Annotated in this window: 16 protein-coding genes; 2 read left to right on the top strand and 14 right to left on the bottom strand. The window is 62.0% G+C overall.

The genetic code is table 11. The features are described 5' to 3' along the window. Positions 1–331: 331 nt before the first annotated feature. The 13 genes from J2X19_RS01235 to J2X19_RS01175 form a co-directional block, all read right to left on the bottom strand. Entirely contained in the window at positions 332–1,744 is a 1,413-nt protein-coding gene (locus tag J2X19_RS01235; protein WP_405048582.1) for a DegQ family serine endoprotease, read from the bottom strand. A 108-nt stretch (positions 1,745–1,852) separates the two neighbouring features. Beyond that, positions 1,853–2,884, bottom strand: coding sequence for a MucB/RseB C-terminal domain-containing protein (locus tag J2X19_RS01230; protein ID WP_310369906.1), 1,032 nt, complete (start codon positions 2,882–2,884; stop codon positions 1,853–1,855). 27 nt (positions 2,885–2,911) lie between these two features. Continuing rightward, positions 2,912–3,568: a sigma-E factor negative regulatory protein gene (locus J2X19_RS01225; RefSeq protein ID WP_310369904.1), complete on the bottom strand. Its 657-nt coding sequence runs from the start codon at positions 3,566–3,568 to the stop codon at positions 2,912–2,914. Between the two features lie 48 nt (positions 3,569–3,616). Continuing rightward, positions 3,617–4,261, bottom strand: a complete 645-nt coding sequence (gene rpoE / locus J2X19_RS01220) for an RNA polymerase sigma factor RpoE (RefSeq protein WP_310369902.1) — start codon at positions 4,259–4,261, stop codon at positions 3,617–3,619. Next, a complete protein-coding gene (locus J2X19_RS01215; protein WP_310369900.1) occupies positions 4,258–4,716 on the bottom strand; it encodes a hypothetical protein in 459 nt (152 codons plus the stop codon). The genes rpoE and J2X19_RS01215 overlap by 4 nt, the downstream gene beginning before the upstream one ends. A 46-nt stretch (positions 4,717–4,762) precedes the next feature. After that, on the bottom strand, positions 4,763–6,007 hold the full coding sequence (gene fabF / locus J2X19_RS01210) for a beta-ketoacyl-ACP synthase II (protein WP_116605867.1): 1,245 nt from the start codon (positions 6,005–6,007) through the stop codon (positions 4,763–4,765). Positions 6,008–6,178: 171 nt separating this feature from the next. Next, a complete protein-coding gene (acpP, locus tag J2X19_RS01205) occupies positions 6,179–6,418 on the bottom strand; it encodes an acyl carrier protein (protein ID WP_092758151.1) in 240 nt (79 codons plus the stop codon). Positions 6,419–6,533: 115 nt separating this feature from the next. Further along, positions 6,534–7,280 (bottom strand): 3-oxoacyl-ACP reductase FabG, encoded by a 747-nt coding sequence (gene fabG / locus J2X19_RS01200; RefSeq protein WP_310369895.1) that lies wholly within the window; start codon positions 7,278–7,280, stop codon positions 6,534–6,536. Then, on the bottom strand, positions 7,277–8,251 hold the full coding sequence (fabD, locus tag J2X19_RS01195; protein ID WP_310369893.1) for an ACP S-malonyltransferase: 975 nt from the start codon (positions 8,249–8,251) through the stop codon (positions 7,277–7,279). Before fabD ends, fabG begins: the two co-directional genes overlap by 4 nt. Positions 8,252–8,303: 52 nt before the next feature. Then, positions 8,304–9,284, bottom strand: coding sequence for a beta-ketoacyl-ACP synthase III (locus J2X19_RS01190; protein ID WP_310369891.1), 981 nt, complete (start codon positions 9,282–9,284; stop codon positions 8,304–8,306). Further along, positions 9,281–10,333, bottom strand: coding sequence for a phosphate acyltransferase PlsX (plsX, locus tag J2X19_RS01185; protein WP_310369888.1), 1,053 nt, complete (start codon positions 10,331–10,333; stop codon positions 9,281–9,283). Before plsX ends, J2X19_RS01190 begins: the two co-directional genes overlap by 4 nt. 119 nt (positions 10,334–10,452) lie before the next feature. Next, the gene (gene rpmF, locus J2X19_RS01180; protein ID WP_066086119.1) at positions 10,453–10,635 is read right to left on the bottom strand and encodes a 50S ribosomal protein L32; all 183 of its coding nucleotides are present in this window, start codon (positions 10,633–10,635) and stop codon (positions 10,453–10,455) included. A 191-nt stretch (positions 10,636–10,826) separates the two neighbouring features. Next, positions 10,827–11,375 carry a YceD family protein gene (locus J2X19_RS01175; RefSeq protein WP_310369875.1) on the bottom strand — a complete coding sequence of 183 codons (549 nt, stop codon included), beginning with the start codon at positions 11,373–11,375 and terminating at the stop codon, positions 10,827–10,829. Between the two features lie 25 nt (positions 11,376–11,400). On the opposite strand from J2X19_RS01175, the gene J2X19_RS01170 reads away from it, so the two are divergent. After that, on the top strand, positions 11,401–12,006 hold the full coding sequence (locus tag J2X19_RS01170; protein ID WP_310369874.1) for a Maf family nucleotide pyrophosphatase: 606 nt from the start codon (positions 11,401–11,403) through the stop codon (positions 12,004–12,006). Next, positions 12,003–12,764, top strand: a complete 762-nt coding sequence (locus tag J2X19_RS01165; protein ID WP_310369872.1) for an SAM-dependent methyltransferase — start codon at positions 12,003–12,005, stop codon at positions 12,762–12,764. Before J2X19_RS01170 ends, J2X19_RS01165 begins: the two co-directional genes overlap by 4 nt. 15 nt (positions 12,765–12,779) lie before the next feature. On the opposite strand, the gene J2X19_RS01160 is transcribed toward J2X19_RS01165, so the two are convergent. Beyond that, positions 12,780–13,772 carry a S49 family peptidase gene (locus J2X19_RS01160; protein WP_310369870.1) on the bottom strand — a complete coding sequence of 331 codons (993 nt, stop codon included), beginning with the start codon at positions 13,770–13,772 and terminating at the stop codon, positions 12,780–12,782.

Here is a 13,772-nt window from a genome sequence, read left to right as displayed (position 1 = left end):
AGGCGTTGCAAGGCCACAACAGGAATCTTATGCACAACTTATTAACAGCATCGGTGGATAGGTTTCTGGACAACTTGTGGACCGCCTGTGCACCACAGGGCTTCGTCCCGCATTGTGGTTTCCAGCATTTTTGATATGTCCAAAACCTATAGAGCGCGCGGTGGATTCTATCCAAAATCGTTACTAGCCGATTTTGAAGTTAGTGATCACAAACATTAAAGCCCCGCTTTTAAGCTCCAAGAAATTTTTGTGACACCCATTTTTGGGGGTTTGTGCTCCGCTAAAAGCCCCAAACCCGACTCGGGAGGGGGGCTTTTAAGCACTGCGGCGCTTATTTAGCCGGCCGGATCAACGCATACTGCGCCCATTCACCACGGCGGAACAACAGGTTTACCGGCTTGGATTTGTCCATCTTGGCAACGGCGGCCTCGAACTCCTTGACGTTATTGACCTCGGTATTGGCAATCGCCACGATCACATCGCCCTCTTTCACGCCCGCACGGGCAGCGCCCTCTATCGCGCTGTCCACCTTGACGCCGCCCTTGATCTTCAGCTCTTTCTTCTGCGCATCGCTGAGCTCACTCACCGCCAAGCCCAGCAATTGACCAGCAGACGAGGCCTTGGGTTTGTCTTCTTTGGAGGAAGCCTTCTTGACTGGCTTGTCGTCCTCAATCTCGGCGATCAACACATTCAGGTCTTTGGGCGCCCCACGGCGAAACACGGTCAGGCTGCTTTTGGAGCCTGGCTTGGTATTGCCCACCAGGCGTGGCAGGTCCGACGATTTCTCGATCGCCTTGCCGTCGAACTTGGTGATGATGTCGCCGGCCTCGACACCGGCTTTTTCGGCGGGCGAACCGGTTTCCACGCCGCGCACGAATGCGCCCTGGGCCTTGCCCAAGCCCACCGACTCCGCCACTTCCTTCGACACGGATTCAATCTGTACACCGATACGGCCGCGCGACACCCGGCCCGAAACCCGCAGCTGCTCGCTCACGCGGGTCGCCTCGTCGATCGGGATGGCAAACGAGATGCCCATGAAACCACCTGAGCGGGAGTAGATCTGGCTGTTGATGCCCACCACTTCACCACGCATATTGATCAGCGGCCCGCCCGAATTGCCGGGATTGATCGCCACATCGGTCTGGATGAACGACAGATAGTCGCCCGTATCGCGTTGTTTGGCGCTGACGATGCCAGCGGTGACGGTGTTCTCCAGGCCGAAGGGCGAGCCAATCGCCATCACCCATTCACCCACCTTGAGGCGCCCCACGTCACCTACCTTCACGGCAGGCAGTCCGGTAGCATCGATCTTGACCACGGCCACATCGCTGCGCTTGTCGTAGCCCATGATTTTGGCCTTGAACTCGCGCTTGTCGGTCAGGGTCACAAGCACTTCGTCGGCACCCTCCACCACATGGGCATTGGTCATGATCAGACCGTCGGAACTCAGAATAAAGCCCGATCCCACACCGCGCGGGGTTTCTTCTTCGGGCTGCTGCTTGGGCTGGCGCGGAGTCTGGCGCGGCACATTGGGCACGGGTACGCCGAAACGCTTGAAGAACTCCAGCATGTCTTCGTCAATACCGTTGCCCGCGGCCGCCTGGCTGGAGACTTTTTCCAGTGTGCGGATGTTCACCACCGATGGGCCTACCTGCTCGACCAGATCGGTGAAGTCGGGCAAGGTACGGGTTTGCGCCCATGTCGGTGCAATCGGTGCCAGCATGCCGACAGAAATGACTGCCATGGAGCAGGCCACCGCATAGGAACGCATATTTTTCAAGCTGAGTTGAAACATCGTCGTGCTTTCTTCAAAAACCAAGAGAGAAAAACAGAGAAATAGTCGGGCCTGCGCTTATTTCTTGCGCTCTAGCCCATGGGCAAATGCTTTGAGAGTGGCCTGCGGAACTTCGCCTACAGCGGTCAGCCACCAGTCGCCGATACGGCGGGTCAACGACTGGGTTGCGCCCATCGCCGTGCTGCCCTCCTGCAGATGGCGCTGCAACTCGAACGCCTCGACGAACAGCGAAACTGACGCCAGTCCATCCGAGAAAACCCATTGCACCATGCCGTCCGCAGCGGTACCCGTACCTACCGAGCGCCGGAAGCAGCTCATGGGCTGGAAGCCGGGCACGCCATTCTTCAGCACCCAGCCTTCGGACAAGGCCGTGGTCTTCACCATGGCCGAGGTTTCGACCCGGTAGCCTGCGGTATTGGCCATCATCTGGCCGAGTTTCTCCATCTTCACCGGGGCATCTAGCTGCAGCTCGGAGAAGGCAGCCTGCTCGAGCACCCGGCCCTCTGCATCCAGGGTTTGCAGCTTGACCACCAGGCCGGATTTCTTCTCGCTCCAAATCCGGTAGCCATAGCGCAGACTGTCCTTGGGCTTGAGCACCACCACATCGGCATCAAAGCCGGCTACGCGGTCGCTGCCGACCTGCTTGGCGCCGTAAAACGCCGGAATCGCCGAATCGCCGGTTTGCAAGAGGTTGGGAAACAGTCCCAAAGATTCGCGCGTTTCCGTCACCGCGACCTTGCTGTCCGGCAAAAAGGTGATGACTTGGTCGTTGCGGCGGAAGATCGAACGCGGCGCGCCGGTCAGGGACTCGACCCGTTCCATTTGCTGGGCGCCATCGCAGGCATGCCAGATGCGTGCGCTGGACAGGCTGCCAGTACCCGACGACACCACGAACGTACCCACATAGGTACGCTTGCGCGACGCCTCGTGCATGCGCATCAACCACTCGCTCACCGTGCGCTCGACCACCGCAGGCTCGCTGGACGATGCGACAGGCTGCGCGCGCACCGCCTGCTGGGCCTGCGCCAACGGCAGCAGCATGGCCGCGCACAGCGCGGCCAGCAGGGCGGGATAGGTTCTAACGTGCATATCGCGTGCTTTCCTGGCCTTTTGCCCTCAAGGGGCTGGGCTTTCAAAGGTGGCGTTGCGCAAGAAGCCCGCCGGCATCTGCAGGGCCGAGGTACCGCCCACCTGCTTGTGCGCGGCCATCAAGGCATCCAGACGTGCATCGCGCAGCATCACCTGGGGTTCGCCGCCGGCCAGAGCCACGGTCTGCTGCACCTGGGCTACCGGCGCGGTCACCGCCTGGGCCAGCTGGGCCGCAGGCGGCGTGGCACCCAAACCGCCCAGCACATTCCAGCTGACGGCAACGACCGCCACCAAAGATGCCACGCCGGCGACCAGCTTCCAGGCGAAACGCGGTTCGTTGGCCGCCACATCCACCGGCTCATTCTCAGCATCAAATACAGCTTCTGCGCTACTCGCATATGCCTTGATAGCTATTAAATTCGCAGCATTCACCGTAGGTACCAGCGCAGGCTCTTGCGCCAAGCGACTCTGGAACCGGGCGAGGAAATCCATATCCCCCGCACATTCGGCGAATTCATGCGAGCGCAGCACATCACCCACTACGTGGTAGGCGTGCCAAGTCGCCTGCGCCTCGGGCTGGTTCGCCACCTGTTCTACCGCCTGGGCAAAAGCCTCCCCGCGCAACTGCCCGTCGGCCAATGCCGAGAGCGTGTCTTGCGGGTCGAAAGCATGTTCCGTTGCCATGTGCGTCACCTTGTATCCTGTTACCACGTCTTCAATCTATTGCCTGGCTCACCAGCGCTTGCCGGACTGGCTCTCCAGCAAGGGCTTGACCCGCGCTGAAATCGCCTCCCGGGCCCGAAAAATGCGCGAACGCACCGTGCCGATCGGGCACTGCATCATTTCTGCAATGTCTTCGTAGCTCATGCCTTCTATCTCGCGCAAAGTCACCGCCTGGCGCAAATCTTCGGGCAGCGCCTCCATGGCTTCGTTCACTGCGGTCGAAATCTGCTTGGCTGCCAGCACGGTGTCCGGGGTTTCCGAGCTGGTTGGTTCGTTTTTCCGGAAGTAAGTTTCATCTTCGTCATCCGAAGGTCGCATCGCGGCTTCAGAGACCGTGGGGTCGCGCTTGAAATCCATCAAGGTCTTCTTGGCGGTGTTGATCGCAATCCGGTACAGCCAGGTATAGAACTGCGCGTCGCCGCGGAACTTGGGCAAGGCACGGTAGGCGCGGATAAAGGTTTCCTGGGCAATGTCTTCCACCAGGTCCACATCTCGCACCATGCGGCCTATCAGGCGCTGGATGCGGCGCTGGTACTTGACCACCAGCAGCCCATAGGCGCGCTGGTCCCCCGCGACCGTGCGCTCGACCAGCATCAAATCGCTATCGGTCGCCGTGGCCGGCGTGTTGAGAACAGGGGGGGGAAGTGAGGTCATGGTTCAGACAAAAGCACGCTATCGGGCGCCGCATGTGCTCTGGCGGGCGAATATACCGCACGCCGCAGGTCACGCCAGCGCTGCGGTTGGCTGGCCTGCTCGACCCAGCACCAGCGCAGCGCCGCACCCGGTGGCTGGCAACTGAGCAGCATATGCCGCTGCCAGTCCAAGTGGAGCTGCAGGGTCACGGCCAGAGGCTCGCCGGCACCGGTCCAGAACCACTGCTGGCCATCCCAGCGCAGCCCGCCTACCGGCATCCGCCGCCAGCCCCGCCAGGCAAAAGCCCCAGTGCATACCAGGCTGGCCAAGGCCAGCGCCTGGCGCCATCCCAACATATCCACCTGTGCGCACCAGGCTGCCACCGTGGCCGCGCCCAGCAGCCATAAGACTAGCTGTACATGGGCCAGAAAACGCGAACGCCCCACCGGATAACTCACCGACGGGGCGCTGTGCATGGCTGGAAAACGCTCAGAAATACGATCTGTGTAGCCTGGATACGGATCAAATCCGCTTGAACACCAGCGTACCGTTGGTACCGCCAAAGCCGAAGTTGTTCTTCACCGCCACATCAATCTGCATATCCCGCGCGGTATTGGCACAGTAATCCAGATCGCATTCAGGGTCTTGGTTGAAGATATTGATCGTGGGCGGGCTCTTCTGCTGGTGCAGGGCCAACACGGTGAACACACTTTCGATGCCGCCCGCGCCGCCCAGCAAATGGCCGGTCATGGACTTGGTGGAGTTGACCACCAGTTTCTTCGCGTGGTCGCCGAACGCGAGCTTGATCGCATTGGTTTCGTTCGCGTCACCCAAAGGCGTAGAGGTGCCGTGGGCGTTCAGGTAATCCACCTGGTCAGGATTCACACCTGCATTCTTCAGCGCCATCTGCATCGAACGGCGGGGGCCGTCGACATTGGGCGCCGTCATGTGAAAACCATCGCCGCTCATGCCAAAGCCGACGATCTCGGCGTAAATCTTGGCGCCACGGGCTTTGGCGTGTTCGTATTCTTCGATGACCAGCACGCCAGCGCCTTCGCCGAGCACAAAACCGTCACGGTCCTTGTCCCAGGGGCGCGAAGCGGTGCGTGGGTCGTCATTGCGGGTGCTCAGGGCGCGGGCTGCGGCAAAGCCGCCCAGACCCAAAGGCGACATGGTGGACTCGGCGCCACCGGCGACCATCACGTCGCAATCGCCGTATTCGATCATCCGGGCCGACACCCCAATAGCGTGCAAGCCGGTAGTGCAAGCCGTTGCCACCGCGATGTTCGGGCCTTTGAAGCCGAATTTGATCGACACATGGCCCGAGATCATGTTGATGATCGAGGCCGGTACAAAAAACGGCGAAATCCGGCGTGCACCACGGCTGGCGTATTCGGCATGGGTTTGCTCGATCATCGGCAAACCACCGATACCCGAACCAATATTGCAGCCTATGCGCATGGCGTCTTCTTCGCTCAGCGCATCGCCCGTCGCCAGTCCCGCGTCGGCGACCGCTTCGATGGCGGCGGCCAGTCCCAGGTGGATGAAGCGGTCCATGTGGCGCGCTTCTTTTTCGGGAATCAGCGCATTGATGTCAAAGCCCTTGACCTCCCCCGCAAACTTGCAGGAGAACGGACTGGCATCAAACGATTTGATCAGGTCAATGCCCGACTGACCGGCCAGCAAAGCCGACCAGGCATCGGCCACCGTGTTACCCACGGGGCTGACGCACCCTAAACCTGTGACGACAACACGACGACGGGACATAATTAAATTTGTGTGGTTAGCAGCACAGATGCTGCAGATGCTGCAGTCCTATTGCGGCCCTGTGGGTTCACACAATAGAGACGCTGGCAGCGTGAAAAAACGGCGCGGCAGGCGTATGGCAACGCCTTGTTCCAGCCGGGTACGGACACCCAGACACCACGCGCCGGAGTTTTACGCCTTTTGGTGGCTGGTTGCGTAGTCGATCGCGTTTTGCACGGTGGTGATCTTCTCGGCATCTTCGTCGGGAATCTCAATACCAAACTCATCTTCCAGAGCCATCACCAGTTCCACGGTGTCCAGCGAGTCGGCACCCAGATCGGCCACAAAAGACTTTTCGCTGGTGACTTGGGTTTCTTCCACGCCAAGTTGTTCGGCAATGATTTTTTTAACGCGTGCTTCGATATCGCTCATAGTTCCCTCTGAGGGTTGTAAAAGAATCCGTGATTTTAGCCGGGCTGCAGAAGATCCCCTGCCCAGACTGCCGTACGGATAGAACGGCTGGATTTGGTTTGGCGCAATGCCAAGGCTACATATACATGCCGCCGTTGACGTGCAGTTCCTGCCCCGTCACATAAGCCGCCTGCGGCGAGGCCAGATAGGCCACCGCATGTGCGATATCCGCTGGCAAGCCCAGGTGGCCCAAAGGAATTTGTCCCAGCAGGGCTTTTTGCTGCTCTTCCGGCAGGCTGGCAGTCATATCGGTGTTGATAAAGCCAGGCGCCACGCAGTTCACCGTGATGCCGCGCGAGCCCAGTTCGCGTGCCAAAGCGCGGGTCATGCCGGCCACACCGGCCTTGGCAGCCGCGTAGTTGGCCTGGCCGGGGTTGCCAGACGCGCCCACCACCGAGGTGATGCTGATGATGCGGCCATAGCGTTGTTTCATCATTGTGCGCATCACGGCCCGGCTCATGCGGAATACGGCTTTCAGGTTGGTGTCCAGCACCGCATCCCAGTCGTCGTCCTTCATGCGCATGGCCAGGGTGTCGCGGGTGATGCCGGCGTTGTTCACCAGCACCTGCAGACCGCCGTGCTCTTTGCTGATGCTGTCGATCAGCGCCTCGGCCTCGGCGGCATTATTCACATCCAATTTCTTGCCGCTGCAACCGGGGAAAGCCGACAAGGCCTGGCTGATGCCTGCCGCGCCGGCTTCGCTGGTCGCGGTGCCTATGACTTTCAGACCACGCTGCGCCAATTCCAGCGCAATCGCGGCGCCGATACCGCGCGATGCGCCCGTGACCAGGGCCACCTGGCCTGCAAACTCGACTGCGCTCATGCTGCGGCTCCCGCAAGACTGGACCGGACCTCGGCCATGCTGGCCGGGTCAAACAAGGGCAGACCCGTCAGGCTGCCGTCGATACGCTTGACCATGCCGGCCAACACCTTGCCCGGGCCGCATTCGACCAGGGTGGTGACGCCGCGCGCCTTGATGGCCGCCACGCATTCCACCCAGCGCACCGGGCCAAAAGCCTGGCGCACCAGGGCGTCGCGGATACGGTCGGCATCGGTTTCCACCGCCACGTCGATATTGTTGACCACCGGAATCTGGGCCGCAGCAAAACTGACCTGGGCCAGTTTTTCGCGCAGCTTCTCGGCCGCAGGCCGCATCAGGCTGGAATGGAAAGGTGCGGACACCGGCAAAGGCAGGGCGCGCTTGGCACCATGGGTCTTGAGGACTTCGCAGGCCTTCTCGACCGCCGCCTTGCTGCCGGCGATCACGGTCTGGCCGGGGTCGTTGAAGTTCACCGCCTCCACCACTTCGGCTGCAAATTCAGAGCCCAAAGCACGCATAGCGCTCGTCACCTCTGCGCAACCAGCTATTACTTTAGTAGCATCAAGGCCCAAAATCGCCGCCATGGCACCGACGCCGACCGGCACCGCGTCCTGCATGGCCTGGGCCCGGAAGCGCACCAGGGGCGCCGCCTGCGCCAGGCTCAGTACACCCGAAGCCACCAGGGCCGAATACTCGCCCAGCGAATGGCCAGCCACCACCGAAGGTGCCAGCCCAGTCTCGGCGATCCAGGCGCGGTAGGCGGCCACGGCCGCCACCAGCATCACCGGCTGGGTGTTGGTGGTCAGCGCCAAGGCTTCTTTCGGGCCTTCCTTGATCAGCTGGCCGACGTTTTCACCCAGGGCGTCCGAGGCTTCCTGCAAGGTCTGAGCGATCACCGGGTGGTCGCCCCAGGCGTCGAGCATGCCCACAGACTGCGAGCCCTGGCCCGGGAACACAAATGCAAAATTATTCATGGAATTTATGAGTCAAATATGCTGTTAGCGCTTATTGGACAAGCGCAGCATGCTACAAATTCAGCAGCACTGCACCCCAGGTGAAGCCGCCGCCCACGCCCTCCAGCATCAGCGTCTCCCCTTTTTTGATCTTGCCGCTGCGCACACCGCTGTCCAGCGCCAGCGGAATCGAGGCTGCCGAGGTATTACCGTGCTGGTCGACCGTGACCATCACCTTGTCCATCGACAGCTTGAGCCGCTTGGCCGTGCTTTGCATGATGCGGATGTTTGCCTGGTGCGGCACCAGCCAGTCAATATCTTCCTGGGTCTTACCGGCTTTGGCCAAGGTGGCCCGGGCTGCGTCTTCCAGCACGCCCACCGCCAGCTTGAACACCGCGGGGCCGTCCATCTTCAACAGCGGATGGCCCGAAGCCGCTCCACCCGATACATGGCCTGGTACGCACAGAATGCCGACGTGCTTGCCATCCGCATGCAGGTCGCTGGCCAGGATACCCGGTGTATCCGAGGCTTCAAGCACCACGGCACCCGCACCGTCGCCGAACAGCACGCAGGTCGTGCGGTCCGAGAAATCCAGAATCCGGGAGAAAACTTCGGCACCGACCACCAAGGCCTTGGTCGCCGTGCCGGTGCGTATCATCGCGTCGGCCACCGTCAGCGCGTAGACAAAACCGCTGCACACGGCTTGCACATCGAACGCCGGGCAGCCAGCAATGCCCAGCTTGTTCTGCAGAATGCAGGCCGACGAAGGGAAGACCATGTCCGGGGTGGAGGTGGCCACAATGATCAGGTCAATGTCCTTGGCCTCTACGCCGGCGGCCTGCAAGGCATTCTGGGCCGCATGGAGGGCCAGATCACTGCAGGCCACGTCGGGCGCCGCAAAGTGGCGGGCGCGGATGCCGGTGCGCTCGACAATCCAGTCGTCTGAAGTCTCCACGCCCTTGGCCGCCAATTCGGCGACCAGATCGGCATTGCTCAGGCGGCGGGGGGGAAGATAGCTACCGGTTCCGGTGATACGGGAATATGGTCTCGTCATGCGCTCATGGGTGCGGTGGTGTCCAGCGCATAGTCCGCCGGCACCGCCAAAAGCGGGGCCGCATGGGCAATGCGGGCTTGGACACGGTCCAGCAGGTTGTTTCGGGCTGCATCATACGCCCGGTGCAAGGCCTGCTCAAACGCAAAAGCGTCGGCCGAACCATGGCTTTTAAACACCAGGCCGCGCAGGCCAAGCAAGGCCGCGCCGTTGTAGCGCCTGTGGTCCATGCGCTTTTTAAGCGCTGTTAGCACCGGATAAGACAAAATTGCCGCAAATTTGGTGAAAAGATTGCGCGAAAACTCGACCCGCAAGAAATTCACGATCATGCTGGCCAGGCCTTCGCTGGTCTTGAGCGCCACATTGCCGACAAAACCATCGCAGACCACGATATCCGTGGTGCCCACAAATATGTCATTGCCTTCGACGTTGCCATAGAAGTTCAGGTCGCCAGCCTGCGCGGCCGCGCGCAGCAGCTCGCCCGAGCGCTTGATGGTTTCGTTGCCCTTGATGGCTTCTTCGCCAATATTCAGCAGGCCGACCGTGGGATTTTCGTTATCGCTCAGCACCGACACCAGGGCCGAGCCCATGACCGCAAACTGCAGCAAATGTTCGGCCGTGCAGTCCACGTTCGCCCCCAGATCGAGCACGGTGGTGGCGCCACCTTTGGCATTCGGGATCTGCCCGGCAATCGCGGGGCGATCGATGCCATCCAGGGTCTTCAGCAGATAGCGCGCAATCGCCATCAGGGCGCCGGTATTGCCAGCGGACACCGCCGCCTGGGCCGTACCCTGCTTGACCTGGCTGATCGCCACGCGCATCGAAGAATCCTTCTTCTTGCGCAGGGCTATCTCGATGGAATCGTCCATGCCCACCACCTCGCTGGCGACCACCACGGTCGCACGCGGGTGCGCAAACTCAGCCAAACTGGCAGGCAAACCCACCAACAGCAAAGCAGCATCCGGATAACGGTCCAGGAAATGGCGGCAGGCGGGCAGGGTCACGCGCGGACCATGGTCGCCGCCCATGCAGTCCACAGCAAGTGTGATCATGGCGCGCCAACCTTGGAGTTAACGCTGCAGGGGGCGCAAGAAACCAGAATTGCAGACATCAAAACAAAGGCCCGTGGCTACGGGTTGCGTAGCACCGGGCCCAGGATTCAAAGCGCAGCTTAGGCTTCGGATTTGTTCTTCAACACCTGGCGGCCACGGTAAAAACCGTTGGGGCTGATGTGGTGGCGCAGGTGAACTTCACCGGTGGTGGGCTCCACTGCGATACCGGGCACGTTCAGTGCGTTGTGCGAACGGTGCATACCGCGCTTGGAAGGGGACTTTTTGTTTTGCTGGACGGCCATGGTCGGCTCCTAAGTAAATGCGTTTAAAGCTAAACGCTTAAGTAATTACACAAACACGAAAACGAAGGAAGCGCGAAGCAGTCAGATCCGAGGCATCCTCGGCTCATTGATTAAACATCAACCAAAAGCACACAGGCCTTTTCGCGCGAAGCCTTAGATTATAGCCCAAGGCCGTGACTTGACGCCAGCCCTCAGTCCGAGCCCTCGCCCCGCAGCTGGGCCAGGGAGGCAAACGGCTTGGGTTTCTCGGCCAAAGCGACCTCGAATGCCGGGTCTACCACCTCCAGCTTGACCTCTACCGGGCATTCCTCGTGGCGCGGCACCAGGGGGATTTCCATCAGCAGCTCGTCTTCCACCAGGGTGGCCAGGTCAAACTCCGGGTCCAGCGCCAGTACATCGTCTTCGGATTCGTCATCCAGCGCAGCGGCCGTTTCTTCGTCCGCCACAAAGCGGAACGAGCGGTCTACCGCCAAAGCCACGTCCACCGGCGTCAGGCAGCGCTGGCAGGTCAGGGGCAGTACGGTGTCGGCCTGCACATGCAGCCAGACCTCGGGCTCGCCGCCGGGTACAGCGCGCAGCTCGCCCTGCGCGCTCCAGTTAAGAGTCAAATCGACCGCTGGTGCAGATACCTCCTGCGCGAGGCGCTCGTATTTCTGTAGCAGATCCTGCTGGGCGCGGCTACCTGCGGACTGCGCGAAGGCGCGCACGTCCAGGGGGGTGGAGGCAATCTCGGTTTTCATGCCTGCAGTGTAAGAGAATCCCGGCATGCATTCTTCCCCGCCCTCCCCCATCCGCCGCGCCCTGGTCCTGGGCTCAACCTCGCGCTACCGGCGCGAACTGCTGCAGCGCCTGCAGATTCCGTTCGAGGTCGCCTCCCCCGAGGTCGACGAGACCCCGCTGCCTGGCGAATCTCCGCGCGACCTGGCTTTGCGCCTGTCGCTGGCCAAGGCCCAGGCCGTGGCGGCCCGCTTCCCGCAGGCCGTGGTGATCGGCTCCGACCAGGTGGCCGATCTGCACGGCACGCCGCTGGGCAAGCCCGGCAACCACGAGCGCGCCGTGGCCCAGCTGCGCCAGATGCGCGGCCAGACCGTGGTGTTCCAGACCGCGCTGTCGGTGGTCTGCCTGGAAACCGGCTTTGCCCAGACTGCGCTGGCACCGGTGCGGGTGCAGTTCCGCCAGCTCAGCGATGCCGAAATCGAGGCCTATCTGCGTGCCGAGCAGCCCTATGACTGCGCAGGCAGCGCCAAAAGCGAAGGCCTGGGCATCAGCCTGCTGGACGCCATCGACAGCGACGACCCGACCGCGCTGGTCGGCCTGCCGCTGATCCGCACCTGCCAGCTGCTGCGCGCCGCCGGAGTCGCCCTGCTATGAAGCCCGGCAAACTCTACCTGGTACCGGCGCCGCTGGACTTCGGCTGCAGCAGCCAGACCCCGCTGGAAGACGTGATGCCGCTGGGCACGCTGCGGGTGGCAGCCCGCCTGCAGCACTGGATCTGCGAGAACGCCAAAACCACCCGCGCCTACCTGAAGCGGGTGGACGCGCTGCAGCCCCTGGCCCAGCCGATCCAGGCACTGCAGATCCAGGAACTGCCGCGGGAAGTGCATAAAAAAGGCGACCACAGCGGCCAGTTTGACGCCAAGCCGCTGCTGGCCGCCGCCCTGCAAGGCGCGGACATCGGCCTGGTCAGCGAAGCCGGCATGCCGGCGGTGGCCGACCCGGGCTCGTCGGTGGTACGCGCCGCCCACGAGCTGGGGTTGGAGGTGGTGGTGCTGGTCGGACCGGTATCGCTGCTGCTGGCGCTGGCGGCCAGCGGTTTGAACGGGCAAAGCTTTGCATTTGTCGGCTATGTGCCGCAGGCCGAGCCGGAACGCGGCCAGCGCATCCGCGAGCTGGAGGCCTTGGCGCTGAAGACCGGGCAAACCCAGATTTTCATAGAAACACCGTACCGCAATGCGTCCTTGCTGCAGGGACTGCTACAGACTTTGCAGCAAAACACACGCCTGGCGGTCAGCAGCGGCATGACCCTGGCCGAGCCGCGCACCCTCAGCGACACGGTCAAAGGCTGGCGCCAAAAAAACAAGGCGGGCCTGGTCTCTGACCAGCCCGCCGTGTTTGCGATAGGACGTTAACGCACGCTGGCGCGATCAGCGCAGCGCGGGAATGCTCTTCAGGGCCCGCACCGAACCCTCGCCAATCGCCGCACCAAAGCGCTTGGCCAGGCGTTCGGCCACATTCTCGCGGCGGGTGTAATCGATCAGCTCTTCGGCCTTGACCACTTCGCGGGCCACGTAGTCGAGGTTGCCCAGGTGGTCGGCCAGGCCCATTTCGATGGCTTGCTGGCCGCTCCAGAACAGGCCGCTGAAGGTTTCCGGGGTTTCCTTCAGGCGCTTGCCACGGCCGGCCTTCACCGCATCGATGAACTGGGTGTGGATCTGGTTCAGCATGTTTTGTGCAAACGCGCGCTGGGTGTCGCTTTGCGGGCTGAACGGGTCCAGAAAACCCTTGTTTTCACCGGCCGTCATCAGGCGGCGCTCGACACCCAGCTTGTCCATCAAGCCAGTGAAGCCAAAACCGTCCATCAGCACGCCAATGCTGCCGACGATGCTGGCCTTGTCGACATAAATGGCGTCGGCGGCCACGGCGATGTAGTAGGCGGCCGAGGCGCAGGTCTCTTCCACCACCGCGTACACCGGCTTCTTGTGCAGCACTTTGAGCCGTCGGATCTCGTCGTTGATGATGCCGGCCTGCACCGGGCTGCCGCCTGGCGAGTTGATCAGCAGCACCACGGCCTGGGCGCCCTCGTCTTCAAACGCACTGCGCATGGCGGCCACCACGAACTCGGCGCCGGCATCGGCCCCGGAGGCGATTTCGCCCTTGATCTCGACCACGGCGGTATGGGCGGTGGATTTATCGGTCGTCGGCGCAGCGCGGTTCAATCCGATCCAGGCCACGGCGATAAAGAAGACCAACCAGGACAAACGCACAAAGGTCTTCCAGCGGCGCGTGGCTTTTTGCTCGGCCAGCGCAGCGAAGGCCAGCTTTTCCAGGGTCGCGCGCTCCCAGCCGCTGGCCTCGCTGGTGCTGCGGGCAGGCGTTGGCGGGGTCTCGGGGGTCCCAGGAAAAATTGGGTCGGTCAT

Origin of the sequence: Rhodoferax ferrireducens, assembly GCF_031458075.1 — a bacterium.
Taxonomy (GTDB): Bacteria; Pseudomonadota; Gammaproteobacteria; order Burkholderiales; family Burkholderiaceae_C; genus Rhodoferax_B; species Rhodoferax_B ferrireducens_A.
This window is presented reverse-complemented; position numbering and strand designations above follow the sequence as displayed.

Bases quoted from the DNA above. Each gene is read 5' to 3' on its own strand.
- J2X19_RS01235 (WP_405048582.1), bottom strand. From the start codon at position 1,744: ATGGCAGTCATTTCTGTCGGCATGCTGGCACCGATTGCACCGACATGG.
- J2X19_RS01230 (WP_310369906.1), bottom strand. From the start codon at position 2,884: ATGCACGTTAGAACCTATCCCGCCCTGCTGGCCGCGCTGTGCGCGGCC.
- J2X19_RS01225 (WP_310369904.1), bottom strand. From the start codon at position 3,568: ATGGCAACGGAACATGCTTTCGACCCGCAAGACACGCTCTCGGCATTG.
- rpoE (WP_310369902.1), bottom strand. From the start codon at position 4,261: ATGACCTCACTTCCCCCCCCTGTTCTCAACACGCCGGCCACGGCGACC.
- J2X19_RS01215 (WP_310369900.1), bottom strand. From the start codon at position 4,716: ATGCACAGCGCCCCGTCGGTGAGTTATCCGGTGGGGCGTTCGCGTTTT.
- fabF (WP_116605867.1), bottom strand. From the start codon at position 6,007: ATGTCCCGTCGTCGTGTTGTCGTCACAGGTTTAGGGTGCGTCAGCCCC.
- acpP (WP_092758151.1), bottom strand. From the start codon at position 6,418: ATGAGCGATATCGAAGCACGCGTTAAAAAAATCATTGCCGAACAACTT.
- fabG (WP_310369895.1), bottom strand. From the start codon at position 7,280: ATGAGCGCAGTCGAGTTTGCAGGCCAGGTGGCCCTGGTCACGGGCGCA.
- fabD (WP_310369893.1), bottom strand. From the start codon at position 8,251: ATGAATAATTTTGCATTTGTGTTCCCGGGCCAGGGCTCGCAGTCTGTG.
- J2X19_RS01190 (WP_310369891.1), bottom strand. From the start codon at position 9,284: ATGACGAGACCATATTCCCGTATCACCGGAACCGGTAGCTATCTTCCC.
- plsX (WP_310369888.1), bottom strand. From the start codon at position 10,333: ATGATCACACTTGCTGTGGACTGCATGGGCGGCGACCATGGTCCGCGC.
- rpmF (WP_066086119.1), bottom strand. From the start codon at position 10,635: ATGGCCGTCCAGCAAAACAAAAAGTCCCCTTCCAAGCGCGGTATGCAC.
- J2X19_RS01175 (WP_310369875.1), bottom strand. From the start codon at position 11,375: ATGAAAACCGAGATTGCCTCCACCCCCCTGGACGTGCGCGCCTTCGCG.
- J2X19_RS01170 (WP_310369874.1), top strand. From the start codon at position 11,401: ATGCATTCTTCCCCGCCCTCCCCCATCCGCCGCGCCCTGGTCCTGGGC.
- J2X19_RS01165 (WP_310369872.1), top strand. From the start codon at position 12,003: ATGAAGCCCGGCAAACTCTACCTGGTACCGGCGCCGCTGGACTTCGGC.
- J2X19_RS01160 (WP_310369870.1), bottom strand. From the start codon at position 13,772: ATGACCGACCCAATTTTTCCTGGGACCCCCGAGACCCCGCCAACGCCT.